20 protein-coding genes are annotated in these 22,077 nt (G+C 68.5%); 7 read left to right on the top strand and 13 right to left on the bottom strand.

The window, feature by feature from the left end; translation table 11 throughout:
* Positions 1–60: 60 nt before the first annotated feature.
* The 7 genes from AC3ANJ_RS02635 to AC3ANJ_RS02605 form a co-directional block, all read right to left on the bottom strand.
* A complete protein-coding gene (locus AC3ANJ_RS02635) occupies positions 61–3,093 on the bottom strand; it encodes a S8 family serine peptidase (protein WP_488318103.1) in 3,033 nt (1,010 codons plus the stop codon).
* A gap of 90 nt (positions 3,094–3,183) precedes the next feature.
* Positions 3,184–4,641, bottom strand: a complete 1,458-nt coding sequence (locus tag AC3ANJ_RS02630; RefSeq protein ID WP_488318102.1) for a sodium/solute symporter — start codon at positions 4,639–4,641, stop codon at positions 3,184–3,186.
* A complete protein-coding gene (locus AC3ANJ_RS02625; RefSeq protein WP_488318101.1) occupies positions 4,638–5,024 on the bottom strand; it encodes a heavy metal transporter in 387 nt (128 codons plus the stop codon). Before AC3ANJ_RS02625 ends, AC3ANJ_RS02630 begins: the two co-directional genes overlap by 4 nt.
* On the bottom strand, positions 5,021–5,740 hold the full coding sequence (locus tag AC3ANJ_RS02620; protein WP_488318100.1) for a LytR/AlgR family response regulator transcription factor: 720 nt from the start codon (positions 5,738–5,740) through the stop codon (positions 5,021–5,023). The genes AC3ANJ_RS02625 and AC3ANJ_RS02620 overlap by 4 nt, the downstream gene beginning before the upstream one ends.
* 4 nt (positions 5,741–5,744) lie before the next feature.
* Positions 5,745–6,932, bottom strand: a complete 1,188-nt coding sequence (locus tag AC3ANJ_RS02615) for a sensor histidine kinase (RefSeq protein ID WP_488318099.1) — start codon at positions 6,930–6,932, stop codon at positions 5,745–5,747.
* A 25-nt stretch (positions 6,933–6,957) separates the two neighbouring features.
* Positions 6,958–7,161 (bottom strand): YbdD/YjiX family protein, encoded by a 204-nt coding sequence (locus tag AC3ANJ_RS02610; RefSeq protein WP_488319218.1) that lies wholly within the window; start codon positions 7,159–7,161, stop codon positions 6,958–6,960.
* A gap of 43 nt (positions 7,162–7,204) precedes the next feature.
* Positions 7,205–9,487 carry a carbon starvation CstA family protein gene (locus AC3ANJ_RS02605; protein ID WP_488318098.1) on the bottom strand — a complete coding sequence of 761 codons (2,283 nt, stop codon included), beginning with the start codon at positions 9,485–9,487 and terminating at the stop codon, positions 7,205–7,207.
* Between the two features lie 149 nt (positions 9,488–9,636).
* Between AC3ANJ_RS02605 and AC3ANJ_RS02600 the strand changes: the two genes are divergently transcribed.
* From AC3ANJ_RS02600 to AC3ANJ_RS02580, 5 genes are all read left to right on the top strand, one after another.
* Positions 9,637–10,182: an ECF transporter S component gene (locus tag AC3ANJ_RS02600; RefSeq protein WP_488318097.1), complete on the top strand. Its 546-nt coding sequence runs from the start codon at positions 9,637–9,639 to the stop codon at positions 10,180–10,182.
* 73 nt (positions 10,183–10,255) lie between these two features.
* Positions 10,256–11,959 carry an ABC transporter ATP-binding protein gene (locus AC3ANJ_RS02595; protein WP_488318096.1) on the top strand — a complete coding sequence of 568 codons (1,704 nt, stop codon included), beginning with the start codon at positions 10,256–10,258 and terminating at the stop codon, positions 11,957–11,959.
* Positions 11,956–12,786: an energy-coupling factor transporter transmembrane component T family protein gene (locus tag AC3ANJ_RS02590; protein WP_488318095.1), complete on the top strand. Its 831-nt coding sequence runs from the start codon at positions 11,956–11,958 to the stop codon at positions 12,784–12,786. Before AC3ANJ_RS02595 ends, AC3ANJ_RS02590 begins: the two co-directional genes overlap by 4 nt.
* A 9-nt stretch (positions 12,787–12,795) precedes the next feature.
* Positions 12,796–13,671 (top strand): siderophore-interacting protein, encoded by an 876-nt coding sequence (locus tag AC3ANJ_RS02585; protein ID WP_488318094.1) that lies wholly within the window; start codon positions 12,796–12,798, stop codon positions 13,669–13,671.
* Positions 13,668–14,231 carry an ECF transporter S component gene (locus AC3ANJ_RS02580; protein ID WP_488318093.1) on the top strand — a complete coding sequence of 188 codons (564 nt, stop codon included), beginning with the start codon at positions 13,668–13,670 and terminating at the stop codon, positions 14,229–14,231. The genes AC3ANJ_RS02585 and AC3ANJ_RS02580 overlap by 4 nt, the downstream gene beginning before the upstream one ends.
* Before the next feature lie 65 nt (positions 14,232–14,296).
* Here AC3ANJ_RS02580 and AC3ANJ_RS02575 read toward each other — a convergent pair whose 3' ends face one another.
* The 5 genes from AC3ANJ_RS02575 to AC3ANJ_RS02555 all read right to left on the bottom strand — a co-directional run bounded on the left by AC3ANJ_RS02575 (position 14,297) and on the right by AC3ANJ_RS02555 (position 17,902).
* Positions 14,297–15,061 (bottom strand): ABC transporter permease, encoded by a 765-nt coding sequence (locus AC3ANJ_RS02575; protein ID WP_488318092.1) that lies wholly within the window; start codon positions 15,059–15,061, stop codon positions 14,297–14,299.
* The gene (locus AC3ANJ_RS02570; RefSeq protein ID WP_488318091.1) at positions 15,058–15,843 is read right to left on the bottom strand and encodes an ABC transporter ATP-binding protein; all 786 of its coding nucleotides are present in this window, start codon (positions 15,841–15,843) and stop codon (positions 15,058–15,060) included. The genes AC3ANJ_RS02575 and AC3ANJ_RS02570 overlap by 4 nt, the downstream gene beginning before the upstream one ends.
* Positions 15,840–16,211: a DUF1048 domain-containing protein gene (locus AC3ANJ_RS02565; RefSeq protein ID WP_488318090.1), complete on the bottom strand. Its 372-nt coding sequence runs from the start codon at positions 16,209–16,211 to the stop codon at positions 15,840–15,842. Before AC3ANJ_RS02565 ends, AC3ANJ_RS02570 begins: the two co-directional genes overlap by 4 nt.
* 2 nt (positions 16,212–16,213) lie before the next feature.
* The gene (locus AC3ANJ_RS02560; protein ID WP_488318089.1) at positions 16,214–16,576 is read right to left on the bottom strand and encodes a PadR family transcriptional regulator; all 363 of its coding nucleotides are present in this window, start codon (positions 16,574–16,576) and stop codon (positions 16,214–16,216) included.
* A 162-nt stretch (positions 16,577–16,738) separates the two neighbouring features.
* On the bottom strand, positions 16,739–17,902 hold the full coding sequence (locus AC3ANJ_RS02555; RefSeq protein ID WP_488318088.1) for an acyl-CoA dehydrogenase family protein: 1,164 nt from the start codon (positions 17,900–17,902) through the stop codon (positions 16,739–16,741).
* Positions 17,903–18,051: 149 nt separating this feature from the next.
* On the opposite strand from AC3ANJ_RS02555, the gene AC3ANJ_RS02550 reads away from it, so the two are divergent.
* On the top strand, positions 18,052–18,924 hold the full coding sequence (locus AC3ANJ_RS02550) for an alpha/beta hydrolase (RefSeq protein ID WP_488318087.1): 873 nt from the start codon (positions 18,052–18,054) through the stop codon (positions 18,922–18,924).
* On the opposite strand, the gene AC3ANJ_RS02545 is transcribed toward AC3ANJ_RS02550, so the two are convergent.
* Positions 18,912–19,832, bottom strand: a complete 921-nt coding sequence (locus AC3ANJ_RS02545; RefSeq protein WP_488318086.1) for a M15 family metallopeptidase — start codon at positions 19,830–19,832, stop codon at positions 18,912–18,914. The genes AC3ANJ_RS02550 and AC3ANJ_RS02545 overlap by 13 nt on opposite strands.
* Before the next feature lie 111 nt (positions 19,833–19,943).
* Between AC3ANJ_RS02545 and AC3ANJ_RS02540 the strand changes: the two genes are divergently transcribed.
* On the top strand, positions 19,944–22,037 hold the full coding sequence (locus tag AC3ANJ_RS02540) for an intein-containing Rv2578c family radical SAM protein (RefSeq protein ID WP_488318085.1): 2,094 nt from the start codon (positions 19,944–19,946) through the stop codon (positions 22,035–22,037).
* The last annotated feature ends 40 nt before the right edge of the window (positions 22,038–22,077 follow it).

Below are 22,077 nucleotides of genomic sequence, written 5' to 3'. Positions count from 1 at the left end.
GGACAACGAACGAGAAAGGCGGGGCGGATGCCGCAGCATCCGCCCCGCCCGCTCGTACTGCTACTGCGCGTCGACCGTCACGACCGTGCGCACCGCGGAGTCGCCGTACTGCACGACCCCGAGGTAGCGCGTGCCGGCGGCCAGACCCGACCACGACACGTCGTAGCCGGTCGGCACTCCCCGCACCGCATCCAACGGATTCGGTGTCGCCGTGAACGCACCCTCACCGGCCGGCTGCACCGCGGCGTAGGACATGTCCCACGTCATCGGCCCGGTGGTGGAGTACATGTTCGCGACCACGCGGTACGTGCCTGCCGTGGGAGCCGCGACCGTGACCTGCTCGTCCGCTGACCCCGTGGCCGACTGCCACACCTGGTAGTAGCGCAGATCATCGGGGCTCACGACGCGGTACACCGTGAGGTCGAGATCGCTGCCCTCGTCATCCGACGAGTCGAGATCGAAACGCGCGAGCGTCGTCCCCTCCGGCACATCGACGATCCAGGACACGTTCTTGTTCTCGTCACCGGAGTTCTCGTCACCCGAGTGTCCCGCCACGGGGTTCGCCTCGTCGAGCAGCAGCTGGAACGGCGTCAGACCCGACAGAGCGAGCGGCAGCTCGCCGGTCAGACCGGGAGTGACCTCCACCGTGGTGCTGCCGTCGACACCCGTGCCGGCCACCTCGGCCGGAGCATCTGCCGTCACCGGGAACACGGCGATGGGCGAACGGACCTCGCGGTCCTCACCCGTCCAGGTCAGCGAACCGGTGGCCCACTGCTCGACCGGGGCGCTGACGTTGTCGACCGTGACCGTGAAGGTCGCGGTCTCGCCCGCCGCGCCGAACGTGAGCGTCGACGGCTCGACGGTCACGTCGAGCCCGGCGACCTCAGCGGATGCCGTGTAGGTGCCGGCAGCGGTCGAGGTGACAGTGCGCGTCACGGTCTGCTCGCTGGTCAGCGTGCCGATCGAGATGGACGCGAGGTTCAGGTCGCTCCCGTCGATCGGGTCGATGCCGTCGAACTCGGCGAGCTGCTTGCCCTCGAGGAACGCCGCCCAGTCGGCTGCGCCGTTGAGGTACAGCATCCCCGGTTCGAAGAAGCGAGTCGGCTCGACCTGGCCTGCACCCTGCTCGAACGGGTTCGTGTTCTCCGAACCGTCGGCGAGCACCGTGTTCGACGCGGTCGTCATCAGGGCGGACTTGATCTCGGCCGGTGCCGCGTTCGGACGCTCCGACAGGTAAAGCGCACCGAGGCCCGCGACGTGCGGCGCGGCCATCGACGTGCCGGACAGGATGCCGAAGGTCGGCGCGGCTCCACCCGCATTGTTGGTCGCCGCGAGGATCGCGACACCAGGGGCCGCGACGTCCGGCTTCATGACGTCCGTACCGTCGGCGTACGTCGGGCCGCGGCTCGAGAATCCGGCGATCTGCGGCGTCGGCGTCTCTTCGCCGGTGGTGTTCTCGCCGACCAGCGTGATCGGAAGATCGGTGCCGCCCTGCACGTACGCGAGCACGGCTTCACGGTGGACGGATCCGAGATGGATCGACGGGACGACGTGGAAGTCGTTGTCGAGCGAATCCGCCGCCCCAGGAACGTTCACGAGCACCATGCCGATGCCGCCGGCATCCTTGACGACCTGCGACTTCTCGGCACGCGCGTTCTCACCACGGTCGCAGACCACGATGTGTCCGGCGACCTTCGCCGCGTCGAGGCTGCCGGGGAGGCACAGGGCCGCCCCCTCAGCCGCGGCGGCGTCGCCTGCGTAGATCGACGGGCCGGTGACGCTCTCGCCGAACGGGACGGAGACGCTGGCGCCCGCCTCGGCGAAGCCATCGAAGGTGACGGTTCCCTCCCAGGTCGGGATCGTGGACGCCGCGACGGTGGTGTACCAGGGCGAGGCGTGGTCGGCGGTCGCCGGGTCAGGGCCGTCGTTGCCCGCGCTCACGGACACGAAGACGCCGGCCGCAGCCGCGTTGAAGAACGAGATGTCGTCCGGCGCGAGCACGGTGGTGGCCGCGCCGCCGCCGATCGAGTAGTTGATCACGTCGACGCCGTCGGCGACGGCCTGGTCGATCGCGGCGATGAGATCGCTGAGCGCGCAGATGTCGTCGGTCGTGACCGCCGGGTCCGGGCCCTCGTAGCAGGCCTTGTACGAGGCGATCTTGGCCGCGGGCGCGACGCCGGAGATCGTTCCGAAGTCGACGCCGGAGACGGATGCCGCAACACCGAACTCGCCTGCCGCCGTGCTGGCGGTGTGCGAGCCGTGGCCTGCTCCGTCGCGCGGCGAGAGGTAGTCGTACTGGAAATCGAAGCCGGCCGCCTCGGCGCCGGAGGCGAAGTACTGCCCGCCGACGAGCTTGGTCGAGTAGGCGTGCTTGTCCCACTCCTGGCCTGTGACGATGGCGCTGCGGAACGTGCCGCCGTCGGACTTCTCGAAGTACACGTGCGACCCGTCGCTGTACGGCTGACCGGCGCTCTTCTTGTGGTTCTTCTTCTTCAGCTTGTCGCCGGCGAACGACGGGTTCTCGGGAGCGATCCCGGTGTCGACGACACCGACCACGACCCCTTCACCGGCGTGCTCCACGCCTCCGGTCTGCTCCCACAGTCCCCCTGAGCCGGTGGCGTCGTCGCCGAGCCCGAGGAAGTCCGTGGACGACACCGCATCCGGATGCCGGATCTCATCGGGGAAGACCCCGAGCACGTCCTTCGATGAGCGTAGCTCGTCGACCTGATCGCCCGTGAGGTCGGCGCTGAAGCCGTTGAGCGTCACCTGGTAGGTCGCATCGGGTGCGACGCCGGCGTCCTCGGCGAGCTTGCGCTGCTCGTTCTTCAGATGCGCGACGTACTTCTGCGAGTTCGCGGATCGGGCATCCAGCTGCTTGCCCTTGTCCGGCTTGGTGGAGCGCAGTCCGTCGACGTCACCGGTGTAGGTGGCGAGCGGGTCGCCCTTCATGACCACGATGTAGTGGCCGGGGGCTCCTCCGACGGGCGCGGGAGATGTCACCTCCTCGGTCGCGAAGGTTGCGGTGGCTGTCGATCCGACGAACAACACGGCCAGGGTTGCGGCCGCTGCCAGTCGGAGAGGGGTTCGTCCCATGGGTCTCTCCTGATGGTCGAGGTGCGACAGCGTTGCCGCACCGTCGCTCACGATAGTGAGAATCGGGGACACCGCACCAGTGACCATCGTCTACAGTCGCTCCGGCGTGTGCAGACGATCCAGATATCGATCCGCGCGCGACGGCGCACCCCGCGGATCCAGCAGCGAGACCGCGACCGCAACGCCTGTCGCGAGGGGAATCGTCCACGCCGCCGGCTGCGCAAGGAACGGCGCGGCAGCACCCACGCCGTTCACGGCCCCGTGCACGAGGAACGCGAGGGCGCACGACACGCCTCCGGTGACCATCCCCGCGATCGCCCCGCGGGCGGTCAGCCGTCGCCACCACACGCCGAGCAGGACGATCGGCGACAGACAGGATGCCGCGAACACGAACACGACGCCGACGCTGGAGCCCAGGCCGGCGGGGATCGTCACCAGCGCGAATCCCAGGGGTACCGCGCTGCACAGCACCGCCGAGAGGCGGAACGAGCGCACTGATCCGGAGAAGAGATCCTGGCTCACGACTCCGGCCAGCGACACGACGAGTCCGGCCGAGGTCGCGAGGAACGCGGCGAAGGCACCGGCGACGATCAGCGCCGTGAGCAGCTCGCCGATGGGACCCGGGAGCACGCGCGATGGGAGCACGAGTGCAACGGTGTCGGCGACGCCGGGCCGGGCGAGGTCCGGTGCGGCGATCCGCGCCAGCAGCCCCATCGCACTGGAGACCGCGTAGAAGGCGCTCACCATCACGATGACGAGGACCGTGGTGTGCCGCGCGGAGACGCCGGTGGGGCTCGTGTAGAAGCGGACGAGCACGTGGGGAAGACCCATCGTCCCCAGCAGCAGCGCGACCAGCAGGGACACGGTCTCATAGGCATCCAGGCCTGCCGGCCCCTCCTCCGGAGGGAAGACCATCGCCGGATCGATGTCGTGCGGGCCGCCCGTCAGCGCGAACGCGATGACGAACACCGGGATGAGCAGGGCCGCGAGCTTGAGCCAGTACTGGAACGCCTGCACGTACGTGATCGCCCGCATGCCTCCGGCCGCGACGGATGCCGCGACCAGCACCGCGATCGCCACTTCGCCGACCCATTGCGGAAGGCCCGCGACCACCACGAGCGTGATCCCTGCGCCGTGCAGCTGCGGCACGATGTAGAGCCAGCCGATGAGGAGGACGGCGAGGCTCGTGACCCGTCGCGCGCGCCGGGACTCCAGCCGCGCCTCGATGAAGTCCGGGATCGTGTACGCCCCGCTGCGTCTGAGCGGCGCCGCCGCGAAGACGAGCACGAGCAGGTACCCGGCGGCGTACCCGATGGGGAACCAGAAGCCGCGGGATCCGTCCAGCAGCACGAGCCCCGACAGCCCGAGGAACGTCCCGGCCGACAGGTACTCGCCGCTGATGGCCGATGCGTTCCACACCGGGCGGACGGTGCGCGATGCGACGAAGAAGTCGCTCGTCGTGCGCGACACCCGCAGACCGTAGATGCCGATCAGCAGGGTCGCGATCACGATCAGGGCGACGCCGACGAGGTCGAGGACCGCGTTCATCCGCGGTCCCGCAGGGTGCGATAGCGCTGCTCGTTGCGTGCGGCTCCTCTGGCATAAAGGATGCCGAAGACGGCGATGATCGGATAGAACGCGAACGCGTGCAGCAGCCAGGACAGCGGCAGCCCGACCAGCACGATCTCATCGATCTCGGGGACGAGCGCGAGCACGAGGGTGAGGGCTGTGGCCACCACCACGAAGCCGGCCACGGTGCCGAGCGCGAGTCGCAGCTGGCTGCGCCGCAGGGCGCGGGCGTACACGGCATCCGCATCATCGGCAGCGGTGCCGGGGAGCGCGATGCCGCGGGTCGACGACGTCCAGCGGGCCGGACGTCGCTCCGGCGCCCCGGTGACGCGCACGCGCCGAGGCGGATCGTGCTGGTTCACCGAGACGGCCCCTGGCGGACGAGGGCGTCCCGCACGCCCGGCAGCAGACGTCGCGAGACGGGCAGCACGATGACGCCGACCGCGACCGTCGGCTCTGCACCGGACAGTCGCGCCTCGGTCACGGCGCCGCCGGCGACGAGGTAGGAACGATGGATCCGGAGGAAGCCGGCATCCGACCAGCGCTGCTCGAGTTCGGAGATCGGGATGCGGACGAGATGCCCGATGCCGTCACCGGTGTGCAGACGCGAGTAGTCGCCCTGTGCCTGCACCCAGCGCACGTCGGAGCGGTGCACGAAACGGACGGCGGATCCGACGCTGACCGGCAGCACCTCGTCGCCGGAGGGCGCTGCCGTCTCCTGCAGTTCGATCACCCGGTCGACCGCTCGCCGCAGACGCTCGGCACGAAGGGGCTTGAGCAGGTAGTCGGCGGCCCGCAGCTCGAAGGCGTCGACCGCTCTGGCGTCGTCGGCCGTGACGAACACGATCGCCGGCGGATCGGCCAGCGCCGACACGGCACGGGCCAGATCCATGCCCCCGAGGCCGGGCATGTGGATGTCGAGGAAGGCGATGGCGACCGCGCGCTCCGACAGCAGCGCAAGCGCCTGCGCCCCCGATGAGGCGGTCAGGATCTCGCCGACCCGAGCGTCCGCCTGCAGCAGATGGACGATCTCGTCGAGCGCCGGGCGCTCGTCGTCCGCGACGAGCACGTCGATCATGAGCTCACCCCGATTCCAGATCGTGCAAGGGCTGCGACTTCGGGATCCGCATCCGCACCAGGGTACCGGCGCCGACATTGGTCTCGACGACCAGGCCGCCATCAGGTCCGTACAACTGGCGGAGGCGGGTGTCGACGTTGCGCAGCCCGACGTGCGCGCCGTCATCCGCCGAATCGAGCAGCGCACGCAACGACTCAGGGTCCGTCCCGACCCCATCGTCCTCGACGGTGATCTCGATGTGGGTCGTGGCGTCGTCGGCGATGATGCGGATCGTTCCGCCGCCCTCCCCCGGTTCGAGTCCGTGCCGCACCGCGTTCTCGACGAGCGGCTGAACCGACAGGAACGGGATGACGGTGGCCAGCGTCTCCGGCGCGATGCGCAGCGTCACCTCGAGCCGATCGCCGAAGCGCGCCCTCTCGAGGGTCAGGTAGTGGTGGATGCTGCCCAGTTCCTCGGCGACGGTCGTGAACTCGCCCTGCCTGCGGAACGAATAGCGCGTGAAGTCCGCGAAGTCGAGCACGAGGTCACGGGCGCGGTCGGGGTCGGCGTGGATGAACGAGGCGATCGCGGTGAGCGCGTTGTAGATGAAGTGCGGCGAGATCTGTGCGCGCAGCGAGCGCAGCTCTGCCTCGGCGAGCGCGGTGCGCGAGGCGTCGAGTCCACCGAGCTCGACCTGAGCCGCGCACCAGTCGGCGACCTCGGCCGCCGCCCGGACGAGGGCGGCGCGCACGGGTGCGGCGAACGCCACCACGACGCCGATCACCCGGCCGTCCACGATGATCGGAGCGCCGACCGCCTCCAGGTCGTCATCGACATCGTCCCGCTTCGCGAACACCTGCCGTCGACCGGTGTCGCGCACGCGCTGAGCGATCCGGACCGCGGCGGATTCGAGCCCGTCCGATGAACCATCGAAGGCCACGGCATCCGCCTCGTCGACCAGCGCGACCGCCGCGCTGCCGAGGAGCACGCGCAGGTGCCGCGCCGCCCTGGCGGCCTCCGGTGCGGCGAGCCCGCCGCGCAGATGCCGGGCGGCGAGGCTCGCCTGGTGCAGCGCCTGATGGGCCGCACGGTCCGCGTCGCTGCCGAGGTCGGCGCCGCCGCGGGCGAGGCGGCGGGCCAGCAGGAGCAGCACCGTGAGCAGGATGCCGCCGACGACGCCGAGCAGGGCGGCGAGGACGACGGCGTCGGTCATGCCATCAGCCTAGATCCGTGCAGCGTCAGCAGCAGCGGGCCCCTGGGTTGCGATCCTGATCGTCCATCTTCTGACGCCAGAACTGCCGCTCCGTCATCGGCTCCTCGTCCGGATGCTGACGACGCCGATGGGCGACGTACGTCGCGTAGGCGCTGTCGCCCATCAGGTTCGTGACATACCAGCGGATGCCGCGACCGGCCCTCCCGATGAACGCGATGATCGCGCGCATCGGGCCGGCCACGGCATCCGCTCGCTCGGTGATGTCGACCATGTCAGTGACGCGCCGCCTTGCGCTCTTCCGCGAGGATCGGCTCCCACCGCTTCTCGAGGTCGCGCTCCGCGGCGGTCGGGATGAACCCGGCCGGCGCATAGCGCCGCGAGGCGACGGGGGCGTCCTCGGTGTTCTCGCCGCCGCCGTTCACGATCGCCTTGACCGTGACGATGATCGCCACCACCATCACGACGATCGTCAGCACGACGAAGATGATCGACAGGGTGCCCTGAACCGCCGTGTTGCGGATCACGGCATCCACGACCTCCGGGGCGCCGAGCGAGTCGTCTCCGGCGTCGCGCGCGGCGACGTACTTGAAGTGGTTCGCCCAGTAGCCGATCGCCGGCACCGGAGAGAAGATCTTGTACATCGACGCCGTGATCGTGACCACAGCGGTGAAGGCGAGGGGCAGCGCGATGATCCACAGCCACTTCACGTAGCTCCTGCCTCGTTTGGCCACGATCGCCAGCACCACGGCGAGCGCGATCGCCGCCAGCAGCTGGTTGGCGATGCCGAACAGCGGGAAGAACGTGTTGATGCCGCCGAGCGGATCGGTCACGCCGAGGATGAGGATCCATCCCCAGCCTGCGACCATGATCGCCGTGCAGATCCACACGCCCGGGCGCCACGAGACATCGCGGAACTTCGGCACCCAGGCGCCGATGGTGTCCTGCAGCATGAAGCGGGCGACGCGGGTTCCGGCATCCACGGCGGTGAGGATGAACAGCGCCTCGAACATGATCGCGAAGTGATACCAGAACGCCATGAGGGCCTCGCCGCCGAGCGCCTGCTGCATGATGGTCGCCAGCCCCAGCGCGAGGGTCGGCGCACCGCCGGTGCGCGAGACGATCGATTCCTCGCCGACCGCGGCCGCCGTGTTCGTCAGCAGCTCCGGTGTGATGTTCACCCCGGTGAGGCCGAGCGAGTTCACGAAGGCGACCGCGCCCTCGACCGTACCGCCGGTGGCCGCCGCCGGGGCGTTCATCGCGAAGTAGATGCCCTGGTCGATCGAGATCGCGGCGACGAGCGCCATGATCGCGACGAACGATTCCATCAGCATGCCGCCGTAGCCGATGAAGCGCGACTGACGCTCCTTCTCGATGAGCTTCGGCGTCGTCCCGGACGAGATCAGCGCATGGAAGCCGGACAGCGCACCGCACGCGATCGTCACGAACAGGAACGGGAACAGCGGGCCTGCGAACACCGGCCCCATGCCGTTCTCGCCGAAGATCGAGACCGCAGGGACCGTGATCTCCGGCCGCACCAGCACGATCGCTCCGGCGAGCATGACGATCACGCCGATCTTCATGAACGTCGACAGGTAATCGCGCGGGGCGAGCAGCAGCCACACGGGCAGGATCGCGGCGATGAAGCCGTAGATGATGATGGCCCACGCGATGACTTCGCGGTCGAGGTGGAACATCGCCACGCCCCACTCGGTGCTCGCGACCCAGCCGCCGGCGATGATGGCGCCGAGCAGCAGCACGAAGCCGATGATCGAGACCTCGGTGACCTTGCCAGGGCGCAGGAAGCGCAGGTACACGCCCATGAACAGCGCGATCGGGATGGTCATGGCCACGGAGAAGACGCCCCACGGGCTCTCGCCGAGGGCGTTCACGACGACGAGGGCGAGGATCGCGACGATGATCAGCATGATCAGCAGCGACGCGATGATGGCGGCCGATCCGCCGATTTTGCCGAGCTCCTGGCGCGCCATCTGACCGATCGTGCGTCCGCCGCGGCGCATCGAGAAGAACAGCACCGTGTAGTCCTGGACCGCGCCGGCGAGCACGACGCCGACGATGATCCAGATCGTGCCCGGCAGGTAGCCCATCTGAGCCGCGAGGACGGGTCCGACCAGGGGGCCGGCGCCGGCGATGGCTGCGAAGTGGTGGCCGTACAGGACGCGACGGTCGGTGGGGACGTAGTCCTTTCCGTCCTGGCGGACCTCGGCGGGCGTCGCCCGCTTGTCGTTGGGGCGCGTGATGTACCGCTCGATGACCTTCGAGTAGAAGCGGTAGCCGATGAAGTAGGTGCAGACGGCGGCGAACACGAACCAGATCGCGTTGACCGTCTCGCCGCGGACGATGGCGAGCATCGTCCAGGCGAGCGCTCCGAGCAGGGCGATCGCGGACCAGAGCACGATCTTCGGCCAGGTCCACCGGTTCGTCTTCTCGTCCTGCTCCTCGGTGAGGGACACCGGCGGAAGGGACTGATCGGTGATGATCTCGGGTTCGTCGTCGACGACGCCCGCGCCGCTGCGGCGCGGCTGGGATGCAGACATGGTTCTCCTCTGGGGTGCGCGTCTTTGCGTGATCCCACGTTAGGAACAGTGCGGATGCTTCGCGCGCCGTCTCCGCGACGTCTGCGACGAGCGGCATCGGCTGGGCGACGAGCGGCGCTCGCCCACTACCGCGCAGATAGGCTGGTTCGGTGCCGAAGAGTCCTGCCCTGCCAACGCGCGTGCTGCTCGTCTGCGCCGCGATCGGGGTCGCGACCGGCATTCTCGGCGGGGTCGCCGGCTACCTGAGCCTTGCGGTGTCCGCGACCGTTCCTGTCCTCTACGGACTCGTCCTCGGCTCGCACGTGCTCCCGGGCGTCATCGCCCAGGCGCTGCTGCGACGCCCTGGTGTCGCGATCATCACGCACCTCCTGGCCGCGCTCGTCTCCAGCGCCATCGCTCCGGCCTGGGCGCTGCGCTACCTCGGCACGGCGCTGCTGATCGGGGCGATCCAGGAAGGCATCACGGCGATCGGCCGCTACCGCAGCTGGGCCGTCTGGCGATTCCTCGTCTCCGCGGTCATCGTCGGCATCATCCTCGCGGTGCCGATCGGACTCGCCGCCGACATCGACAAGTTCCAGCCGTGGGCGTACGTCGTCTACCTCGTGATGTTCGTGGTCGGACCAGTCGCCTGGACGTACGCGGGCCTGGCCACGGGCGACGCTCTGCGCAAGGCCGGCGTCGCGCAGCAGCGGTGACGCTGCGGCGTGCGAGTCAGGTAAGGCTGGGCTAAGTTAGACGGGTACCGATCGCCGACCCCGGGGTTGTTCCGTGCGCACATCCGCGCCCCTGCTTCGCGTGCGTGACCTCTCGCTCACCCACGCCGGTGCCGTGCACCCCTCGCCGCGCGACGTCTCGTTCGACATCGAGCGGGGCGAGGTCGTGCTGGTCCTCGGTCCGAGCGGCTCGGGGAAGTCGACGCTCACGCTCGCGCTGAACGGGCTCATCCCGCAATCCGTACCCGCAGACATGACCGGATCCGTCGAGGTGCACGGACGGAGCACGATCGCCACACCCGTTGCCGACCTCAGCACCGACGTCGCCATGGTCTTCCAGGACCCGGATGCCCAGCTCGTCACCGGAACCCTGCTGGACGAGGTCGCCTTCGCGCTCGAGAACCTGCTTCTCCCCGTACCCGAAGTCCTCGCACGCACCGAGGCCGCGCTGCGTCGCGTCGGGCTGTGGGATCGCCGGGACTGGAACCCCGACCGGCTCTCCGGCGGCGGACGCCAGCGCCTCGCGATCGCATGCGCGCTCGCGATGGGGTCGCCGCTGATCGTGCTCGACGAGCCGACCGCGAACCTCGACCCTCAGGGCATCGACGACGTGTACGACGCGCTCGGCGATCTCATCGCCGAGGGCGAACGTGCCATCGTGCTCGTCGAGCACAACCTCGATGCGGCGATGCGCTTCGCGACCCGCGTCCTCGTGCTCGACCGCGATGGCGCGCTGGCGTTCGACGGCCCGGTCGGCGAGATCCTGCGCGGCCGCACCGACGAACTGCTCGCGATGGGCGTCTGGCTTCCGGCGGCAGCACTGGCGGGGCGGATGCTGAGGGCACGCGGCATCCTGGCCGATGACGTGCCGCTGCCGCTGACACCGGAGGAGTTGGCGGCGGCGCTCCCCGCCACTCGTTCGTCGAGCGAGGACGACGAAGTCGACCGAGTCGAAACGGGCTCGACGAACGACGGGGCGAGCGAGAGTCCCCTCATCCGGGCCCGCGGGCTCACGGTGCGCCGCGGGAAGAGCGAGATCCTGCACGGCGTCGACCTCGACATCCCCGCCGGTTCCCTCACGGCGATCGTCGGCGCGAACGGCGCGGGCAAGACCACGCTCATCCAGGCGCTCGCCGGTGTCGTGCCTCCCCCCAAGGGACAGGTCGACGTCGACGGACTGGATCCCGCCACGGCATCGCCTCGGGAGATCGCCGGACGCATCGGGTTCGTCTTCCAGAACCCCGAGCACCAGTTCATCGCGCACACCGTGTTCGACGAACTCGCGCACGGGCTCCGGCTGCGGCACGTCGACGAGTCCGAGATCACCGAGCGCGTGAACGAGATGCTCACGCGGTTCGGCCTCGAGCACAAGGCGGGCGTGCACCCGTTCCTCCTTTCCGGCGGCGAGAAGCGCCGCCTGTCCGTCGGCACGGCGATCGTCACGCGTCCGAGCGTGCTCGCGCTGGACGAGCCCACGTTCGGGCAGGACAGGGCGCGCGCCGCCGAGCTGCTCGGGCTGCTCGCGGATCTCCGCGCCGACGGGACCACGATCGTCATCGTCACGCACGACCTGCAGCTGGTCGCCGACCGCACGACGCACACCGTGATCCTCGCGGAAGGGCGTGTCCACGCCGCTGGCCGCACCGGCGATCTGTTCGCCGCCGACGGCGTCTTCGAGTCGGCCGGCCTGCGTCTGCCCGCGCTCCAGCGCGCCCTGCCGGCGCATCTGCGTGGCCTCGTCGCGGAGGGGGCGCGATGACCGTCACCGCTCCCGCTCGCACATTCGATCCGTATGCCGCGGTCGCCCCGGCATCCGCCCGGTACTTCCTGCATCATCTGAACCCGCTCTCCAAGATCGCGGCCGTCCTGCCCGCGATGCTCCTGCTCGTGTTCGTGCGGGATCTGGTGACTCCGGCGGCGTTCCTGATCTTCGGCTACGCCCTCATCCTCGTCGGCGCCCGTCTGACGCGGCGAAGCGCCGTGCTGCTCTTCGCCGCCGTCCCGGCGGGTCTCCTGGCCATCGGCTTCGGCTTCTCGCTCTGGGTGGATGCCGCGTTGGTCGACGCCACCTCCCCTCTGCTGCAACTGGGCGGATGGACCCTGTACAGCGGTGCGCTGCAGATCGGATTCGCGACAGCACTGCGCCTGGGCGCCATCCTCGCGCTCGCCCTGATCGGCGGGCTCACGACGACGGGTCCGGATCTCGTTCGCGCCAGCATCCAGCAGCTGCACGTCCCGTATCGCATCGGCTATACGGCGCTGGCCGCCTACCGCTTCGTGCCGCGCTTCGGGCACGAGCTCGCGGTCATCCGCGCCGCGCACCGCGTCCGCGGGCACCACGGCGGCCGCGGGCCGTTCGCGCGCATCGCCCGCGGCTGGGGATACATCGTGCCGCTGCTCGCCGGCGCGATCCGGCATGCGGAGCGCGTCGCGCTCGCGATGGACTCTCGCGCGTTCGGAGCGCATCCCACCCGGACCGAGCGGCACCTCGTCCCCTTCCGCCCTCGCGACACCGTCTTCGTCATCGCGTTCATCGCGGCATCCGCTGCGGTCTTCGTCGTGACCTTTCCCTGGCAGTTGAACTGAGAGGAACCCATGGCTTACTCCAAGATGGTCAAGCCCGCATCGGCGGACCTCACCCACCTGACGGTGCTGCGCACAGAACAGCTGGCCCCGCACTGGATCCGCGTCACCCTCGGCGGCGGAGAGATCGGGAAGTTCCAGCCGATGGGCTACGACCAGTGGTTCCGGCTCTTCCTGCCGATCGGCGGCGAAGCGGGGCTCGAGCGCGTACCCGCCAAGGCCAACAAGACGCTCGGGTATCTGAAGTTCCTGCGCATCCCGGACGGCGAGCGACCCGTGATGCGCAACTACACCGTCCGGGCGTACCGTCCGGCGACGGTGGGATCGGATGCCGAGATCGACGTCGACTTCGTCCTGCACGGGTCGGCGGCCGACGGCACCGCAGGGCCGGCGTCGCGCTGGGCCGAGACGTGCCGACCCGGCGAGCACGTCCTCATCATCGATGAGGGCCTGACGTTCAACCCGGAGCGCGGCACCGAGCGCGTGCTGCTGGTCGGCGACGAGACCGCCCTGCCCGCGATCGCCGGGATCAGCGCTTCACTGCCCGCTTCGGCGACGGGGACCGTGATCATCGAGGTGCCCTCCGAGGACGACGCGCTGGAGTTTCCGCATCCTTCCGGGCTCGACGTGGCCTGGATCGTGCGGCCGCACGACGTCCTGCCCGGAACGCTCGTGCTGGCGGTTCTGCGTGACACGGATCTGCCGACCGCGCCGTTCCACGCCTACGGCGCCGGCGAACAGGCGCTCGCGTCCGGAGTGCGCAAGCAGCTCGTGTCCGAGCGCGGTGTCGACAAGAACCAGGTGAGCTTCTGCGGGTACTGGAAGATCGGCGCCTCGTCACCGGCATCCAAGGCCGCGCGCGAGGCCGCCGCGGAGCCGCTGTCGTGAGCGGGCAGGGCGCAGCCCCCGTCACGGGCAGCAGGTTCCCCACCGCGCTGCTGCTGACCTGCGCGGCGCTGGGCGTCGCGGGCGGGCTCATGCTCGCACCCGCGAACTGGCTGTCGACGCTGCTCAGCGGTCCGGCACCGTTCGCGGGCATGGCGCTGTCCGGCCTCTGGATCCTGCCGTCGGTGATCGCACTGCGACTGCTGCAGCGGCCGTTCGTCGGACTGCTGGTGGGGCTGATCGCCGGTCTCGTGCTCGTGCCGTTCTCGGGCTACGGCTTCTCGGCCGTGCTGACGAACGTGATGTGGGCGCTGCCGGCCGAACTGCCGTTCCTGGTCGTGCTGTACCGCTACTGGGGCACGTGGATGCACTACGTCGGGGCGCTGGTCATCGGCATCGCGTATCCGATCACGGCGTGGGCGTGGTTCGATCTCGGCGCGATGACCGTGTGGGCGCAGATCGCGTTCTTCGCGATCACGATCGCGAGCTGCGTCGCCGCGACAGCACTCGGCATCCTCATCGCCGACCGGCTGAAGGCCGCCGGGGTGGGCCGGCGGCGCTGAGTTCCCGCAACAGGAAAGTGCCGGCCGCCCCGAAAGGCGACCGGCACTTCGTGTGAGGCGGCGGCTCAGCGCAGCTTCTTGCGGTAGACCGCGATCGCGCCGAAGTAGGCGACCACCAGGATGCCGACGAGCCAGCCCAGCGCGACCCAGATGTCGGATCCGACGGGCTGCTCGGCGAACAGCGCCCTGATCGTGTTCACGATCGACGTGACCGGCTGGTTCTCGGCGAACCATGCCACCGGGCCCGGCATGGTGTCCGTCGGAACGAACGCCGAGCTGATGAACGGGAGGAAGATCAGCGGGTAGCTGAACGCGCTCGCCCCGTCCACCGTCTTCGCCGACAGACCGGCGATCACGGCCACCCAGGTCAGCGCCAGGGTGAACAGGATGAGGATGCCGGCGACGGCCAGCCACGCCCCGAAGGATGCTCCGGTGCGGAACCCCATCAGCAGCGCGACGCCGATGACGATCGCGATCGAGACGATGTTCGACACCAGCGACGTGAACACATGCGCCCACAGCACGCTGGACCGCCCGATCGGCATCGACTGGAACCGCTCGAAGATGCCGCCCTGCATGTCCAGGAACAGCCGGTACGCGGTGTACGCGATGCCGGATGCGACCGTGATCAGCAGGATGCCGGGGAGCATGTAGTTGATGTACGACTCGTCGGTGCCGGTGTTGATGGCCCCGCCGAACACGTACGTGAACAGCAGCATCAGGGCGACCGGTGTGACCGCCGTGGTGATGATGGTGTCCGGGCTGCGCAGGATGTGACGCAACGAGCGACCGGTGAGCACACCGGTGTCTGCGAGGGCGTGCGAGGTCATGATGCGTTCCCTTCTGTCTGTGCCGCAGAGGCGTCTTCGCCGACGAGGGCGAGGAAGACCTCTTCGAGCGTTGGCTGCTTCTCGACGTACTCGACCTTGGCCGCAGGCAGCAGGCGCTTGAGTTCGTCGAGGGTGCCGTTCTGGATGATGACCCCCCGGTGGAGGATCGCGATGCGGTCGGCCAGCTGCTCGGCCTCGTCGAGGTACTGCGTGGTGAGCAGCACCGTGGTGCCGTTCTTGGCGAGGGTGCGGACGGTGTCCCACACCTCGATGCGCGACTGCGGGTCGAGACCCGTGGTCGGCTCATCGAGGAAGATGATCGGCGGGTTTCCCACCAGGCTCATGGCGATGTCGAGCCGGCGGCGCATGCCGCCGGAGTACTCGCCCGCCTTGCGCCCGCCGGCATCCGTGAGGGAGAACCGGGCCAGCATGTCGTCCGCGATCTGCCCTGCGTTCTTCAGGTGGCGCAGCTTCGCGATGAGCACGAGGTTCTCGCGCCCGGTGAGCACCTCGTCGACGGCGGCGAACTGCCCCGTGAGGCTGATCGACTCCCGCACGTCGTTCGGCGCCGACGCGACGTCGAATCCGTGGACGGACGCCGTGCCGGCATCCGACTTCAGCAGGGTCGAGAGGATGCGCACCACCGTCGTCTTGCCGGCTCCGTTGGAGCCGAGCAGGGCGAAGATGCTGCCGCGGGCGACGTCGAAGTCGACGCCGCGGAGCACCTCGAGGTCCTTGAAGGACTTGCGGATGCCGCGCACCTGGATGGCTGCCGTGGTCATGAGCGCTTCTCCTTTCCGATGGCCTCGTCGAACGCCTTGTTCAGACGAGCCCGTTCCTTGTCGATCCATTCCTTGCCCTGGTAGGACTTGGCGAACGTCTCGGTGAAGTCCACCGGGTCGTCGCCGATGATCTCCTGCACCGGGGTGCCGTCGACGGCCGCGCGCTCCCAGAGATCGACCAGGTCGGTGAACATCTGGGTGATGGTGTCGCCGTTGGTGATGCCGCCGTAGTACATGAAGTACCGGTGCATCGCGGTCGCGGCGATGCGGTAGGGCTCGGGGAGAGCCTCCATACGGGCCTTGTCCTGCTTGTACTGCTTCTTCTGCTCGAGCGATCCGGTGACCGTTTCGATCCACTTCGATGCCATGATCAGTTCCCTTCGATGGTCGTGCTGTCGGTGTCGTTGCTGTCTGTGTGGCGGAGCCGGTCGATGCGCTCTGCGAGGAAGCTCCAGGTCCTCCAGAACTCGGCGAGCTGCTCTCGACCCTGCGTGTTGATCGAGTACACCTTGCGCGGCGGGCCCTTCTCGGACGGGACCTTCTCCACGTCCACGAGGCCCTTCTGTTCGATGCGGACGAGCAGCGCGTAGACGGTGCCCTCCGCGATGTCCGCGAAACCCTGGTCCCGCAACCGCGCCGTGATCTCGTATCCGTACGCGGACTGCTCGGCCAGGATCGCGAGCACGATGCCTTCGAGCGAGCCCTTGAGCATCTCTGTCATCTGGTTTGCCATGCGATCACCTCCGATCTACTCTGTGTCGCTGACTACCAGTACAAAGTATCACTGAGTACCGGTACTTGGCAACACTGAATAGTGAAAAGTTTCTGAGTGCCCCAGAACGCGAGAACGCCCCGAGATCCGAAGATCTCGAGGCGTTCTCGATGCAGGGCGGCGTCAGCGCTTGCCGACGATCTGGCGGCCGACGAGGTCGCGCATGATCTCGTTCGTGCCGCCGTAGATGCGGTGGACGCGGGCGTCGGTGAAGGCCCGGGCGATCGGGTACTCCATGATGTAGCCGTATCCGCCGTGCAGCTGCACTCCGGTGTCGAGCACCTCCCACTCGCGCTCTGTGGCCCAGAACTTCACCTTCGCGGCATCCTCGGCGGTGAGCTTGTCGTCCTTGTAGGCGAGCAGGGCGCGGTCGATGTAGGCCCACATCGCGTCGGTGGTCGCGGCCATGTCGGCGAGGCGGAAGCGGGTGTTCTGGAAATCAGCGATGCGCTCGCCGAACGCCTCGCGGTCCTTCGTGTACGCGACGGTCCAGTCGAGGGCCGCCTGCGCGGCGGCCGCGGCGGCGACGCCGATCGACAGGCGCTCGAGCGGCAGGTTCAGCATCAACTGGATGAACCCCTGCCCTTCCTTGCCGCTGATGAGGTTCTCGTCGGGGATGAAGACGTCCGTGAAGCTGAGCTCTGCGGTGTCCCAGCCGTGGAAGCCCATCTTGCTGAGCTTCTTGCCCTGGTCGAAGCCCTCCATGCCCTTCTCCACCAGGAGCAGGCTGAAGGCGTCAGGGCGATTGCCCTCGCCCGTCTTGACGAAGGTGACGACGACGTCGGCCGTCGTCCCGGACGAGATGAATGTCTTCGCGCCGTTGAGGATGTAGCCGCCGTCGACCTTCTTGGCGTTGGTCTTGATCCCGCGGAGGTCGCTGCCGGCGCCGGGATCGGTCATGGCGAGCGCGCCGAGCACCTCACCGGTCGCCATCCGCGGAAGCCACTTCTCCTTCTGCTCCTGCGTGCCCATGTGCACGAGGTACGGCACCGCCAGATCGTCCTGGATGCCGAAAGCACCCGCGAGGGATCCGGCACCGGCCGCGATGACCTCTTCCATCACGATCGTGCGGAAGCGGTAGTCCTGCAGCATCCCCGCGCCGCCGAACTCCTCCGGGACGGACAGACCGATCAGGCCCGCCTCGCCGGCGGCACGCATGGTGTCGCGGTCGATCTCGCCCGCGGCATCCCACCGCTCGATGGCCTCATTCGAGACGTGTCGCTTCACGAAGTCCTTCACGAGATCGCGGAATGCCTCGTGGTCCTCGTCGTAGATGTCGCGTTCCATGCCGTCCTCCCGAACGTCGTCGTTGCTGCCGCGATTCTATGCGGATGCCTGGGCGCCGGAGCAGTCGATTGTGGAATGCGTTCCCACAATCGGTGGCACTGGGTTCCGTGATTGTGGGGAGTGGCCAGAGCGCTCCGTAGACTCATCGGATGCCGACGATGCCGTACTCCCCTCTGGCCATCGACCAGGACGAGGTGGCGTACGAATACGGACCTGACTCCGCGCCGCGACCGGACGTCCGATCAGGGCGCATCATCGAGCTGGCGCTCGACGACAGCGCCGCATATCCGGGGACGACACGGCGGATCTGGATCCATGCACCCGCGGGGCACGACCCGAAGGCGGAAGCCGCGGTCATGCTGTTCAACGACGGCTGGTGGTATCTCGACCCGGACGGCGACGTCCGCGGCGGCATCGTGCTCGACAATCTCGCCGCGGCAGGATCCCTCCCGCCGATGGTGTCGGTCTTCGTGGACCCGGGGATGCTGCAGACGCCCGACGGGCCGGTGAAGAACCGCAACGCCGAATACGACGCATCGGATTCGAGATACGCGGACTTCCTCGTCGAGGAGGTCCTCCCTCTCGTCCATCAGCACTTCCGCATTTCATCGGATCCGGTCGCCCGAGCGATCTGCGGCGGTTCCAGCGGCGGGAACGGCGCTTTCACGGCGGCATGGCATCGCCCGGATGCCATCACGAAGGTCATCGCCTTCAACGCCAGCTTCGCGCAGATGCCCGGCGGCAACCCGTATCCCCGGCTGCTCGCGTCGGGTGCTGTTCGACCGTTGCGGGTCCTCCTGCACGCCGCTCATCGCGACCTCGGCTGGAATCAGCCGGACCGCAACTGGTTCGCCGAGAATCTCGAGACGGGCGCCGCTCTGTCTCGAGCGGGTCAGGACGTCCGGCTCGTCGTGGGTGACGGCGGGCACAGCCCGAACCACGGCGGGGTCCTGCTGCCGGATGCTCTGCGATGGGTATGGCGTGCGGACGAACCCGCGGACTCGCCGGTTCAGCCCACGTAATCCGGCGCCGCAGGGAGCCCGAAGAACTCCTCGAGAGTCGTGTAGCCGCCGGCGTTGTACGCCGAGGCGAGCTCGGGGCCGATGTAGCGCAGGTGCCACGGCTCGGGCGAGTAGCCGGTGATCGGGGTCGTGCCGTCGAGGTAGCGCACGATGTAGCCGTACTCCCACGCGTGCGCGTTCACCCAATCGCTCTCGCTCGTGCCGCCGAACGCGCGGATGCCGCCGCATCCGTTGCTGCACGACACCACGTCGAGCGCGAGACCGGTCTGGTGCTCGCTGTACCCCGGCCGCGCAGACACTTCGTCGGCCGCGCGCTGACCCGTGGCGGCGACGTGCTGAGAGTACGTGTTCTCCTGCATGCCGTACGAGCGGTACCCGTTGTTCATCCCGAGGACGCCGGCCCCGGCATCCGACAGCGCCCCGGCAAGCGCGTTGATGGCGTCGGCAGGCGCGGCGAGCACCGACCCGGCGGTCGTCGTCGTCTGCAATCGCGTGTCGACGAGCCCGGTGGGCGTGAAGTCGGGCGCGAGCGGGCGAGCCTTGTTGGCCACGACCCAGATGCGATTCGGGTCGCTGAGCGAGATGCACGGCGCATTGCCTGCGGCCACGGCGGCGCGGAATGCCTCCCCGCCGCCGAAGGCGGCGATCGTCGCGGGATCATCACCGGCCGCCAGGGCGGCCTGCACCGCGGCATCCGAACACGGGTCGGCGGCGACCGTCGCCTCCACATCCACCGGAGGCAGGTGCATCGCCACCGCGGGAACGGGCTGCTCGACCGGAGCGGGGGCCGGGACCTCGGCGAGCGCCCACAGCGCGCCGAGCGCCGTCACCGCGAGACCGATGGGCAGCGCGAAGGCCAGGGTACGGGGTCGCGGCGCGGCATGTCGGGGTGCCATCGCCTCGCTCATCCGTCCATTCTCTCCTGTGGAGCTGAGAGACCCCAACCCGCCCGACTTCCGGAGTTCGACTCTCGACGAGTCGCTCTTGCGATTCTTTCGTTCCTTTGTTCTAATGGGGAAATGCGATGGCAGGGGCAGACGATCGACGACGCGGACGAGTCCGCGCTGCCAGGGCTGGAGAATCGCAGCGGGATCGTTCGATCTGTGACGACCCCCGAGTTCGCGGGGATGACGTTCCATGAGGTGCTCTCGAAGTCCGCACTGAACAAGGTTCCCGGCCCATCGCGCATGCCCTTCTCGTGGACGATCAACCCGTATCGCGGGTGCAGTCATGCGTGCGTCTACTGCCTTTCCCCGGACACGCTGATCCTGTGCGGCGACGGCAGGCAGCGTCCCCTGAGCGAGCTCGAGGTCGGTGACGAGATTGTAGGCACGGCCGTGCAAGGGGCCTACCGGCGCTACGTACGCACCGTTGTGAAGGCGAAGTGGTCGACGATCAAGCCCGCCTATCGCGTGGTACTGGCCGACGGCACCGAGATCGTCGCGAGCGGAGATCACCGCTTCCTCACGGAACGCGGCTGGAAGCATGTGGCGGACGCCGAATCGGGCCAACGTCCGCACCTCACCCTGAACAATCGTCTGCTCGGCTTCGGGAACGGGCCAGCCCTCACTATCGAACATCCCGGCCCTGATTATCGCCGCGGCTACCTCGCTGGAATGATCCGTGGCGACGGAATGATCTTTCACCGTGCCTATCCGAGCGCGCAGCGAACCCGCATCGTCCACAGATTTCGGCTGGCACTGATCGATGATGAGGCCCTGGTTCGCACTCAGGGTTTCCTGCTCGATGAGGGCGTATCGACATACACTCGGCCCTTCGCTGTCGAGACCTCAACGCGCAGTGCCGCAACCGCGATCCATACGGCAGTACGCAACGATGTGGAGACGATCGAGAGCATCATCGTCGCCCCCGCCGAGCCGAGTCGGGAGTGGCATGCCGGGTTCTTGGCCGGCATTTTCGATGCCGAAGGAAGCTGCTCCCAAGGTGTCTTGCGCTTCGCGAACAAGGACACGGAGATCATCGGCCTCATCACCGCAGCGATGCGCGCGCTTGCCATACCGCATGTGGTCGAGGCCGCGCGCAGCAATGGAGTGCGATACGTCAGGACGGTTGGCGGGTTACCAGTCCGTCGACGGTTCTTCGAACTCACCCGGCCCGCCATCACACGGAAGCTGTCGGTCGATGGGCTGGCAGTCAAGACCACCTCGGACCTGCGCGTCGTGAGCATCACACCCTTATCTGGCGAACGAGAATTGATCGACATCACCACCGGAACTGGCGATTTCGTTGCCAACGGTGTGATCAGCCACAACTGCTTCGCTCGCGGGACGCATCAGTACCTCGACCTCGACGGAGGCGCGGACTTCGATTCGCAGATCGTCGTGAAGACCAACGTGGTCGAGGTGCTGCAGCGCGAACTGCGACGCGGCAGCTGGCAGCACGAGACCGTCGCGCTGGGCACGAACACCGACCCGTATCAGCGCGCGGAGGGACGCTACAAGCTGATGCCGGGGATCATCCAGGCGCTTGCGGACTCGGGCACTCCGATGTCGATCCTGACCAAGGGGACGCTCATCCGCCGCGACATTCCCCTCCTCATCGAGGCGGCGAAGCGCGTGCCCGTCGATGTCCAGATGTCGATCGCGATGTACGACGACGATCTGCAGAAGACGATCGAACCGGGAACCCCCACGACGCAGGCGCGCCTCGACACGGTGCGCGCACTGGCGGATGCCGGTTTTCCGGTGACCGTCTTCCTGATGCCGATCATGCCCCACATGACCGACTCGGTCGCGGCGATCGATGCCGCCCTCGCACGCATCAAGGCGGCCGGGGCCGCCCGCGTCATCTACGGCGCCCTGCATCTGCGCCCCGGGGTGAAGCCGTGGTTCATGCAGTGGCTCGGGGAGCATCGCCCCGACCTCGTCGCGTCCTACCGCGGGCTCTACCCTGGTGTCTCCGCCGAGGCACCGAAGGGCTATCGACAGTGGCTCGCGAAACGCGTCCGACCCCTGATCCGGATGCATCGGCTCGACGGGCGCGACGAAGACGACCTGTACGCGGCGAGCCCACGAGGCACGCGCACGCTGCCGCCGCGTCCGGCCACGGTGCCCGCGGCATCCGCTCCGGCCGAGCAGCCGATGCTGTTCTGAGGACGCGCACGGCAGGGATGCGCCCGCCGGACGCGTAGGC

This window comes from Microbacterium sp. STRO-1N (assembly GCF_057748015.1).
The sequence above is the reverse complement of the archived record's forward strand: the minus strand, read 5'-3'. Positions and strand labels throughout refer to the sequence as shown.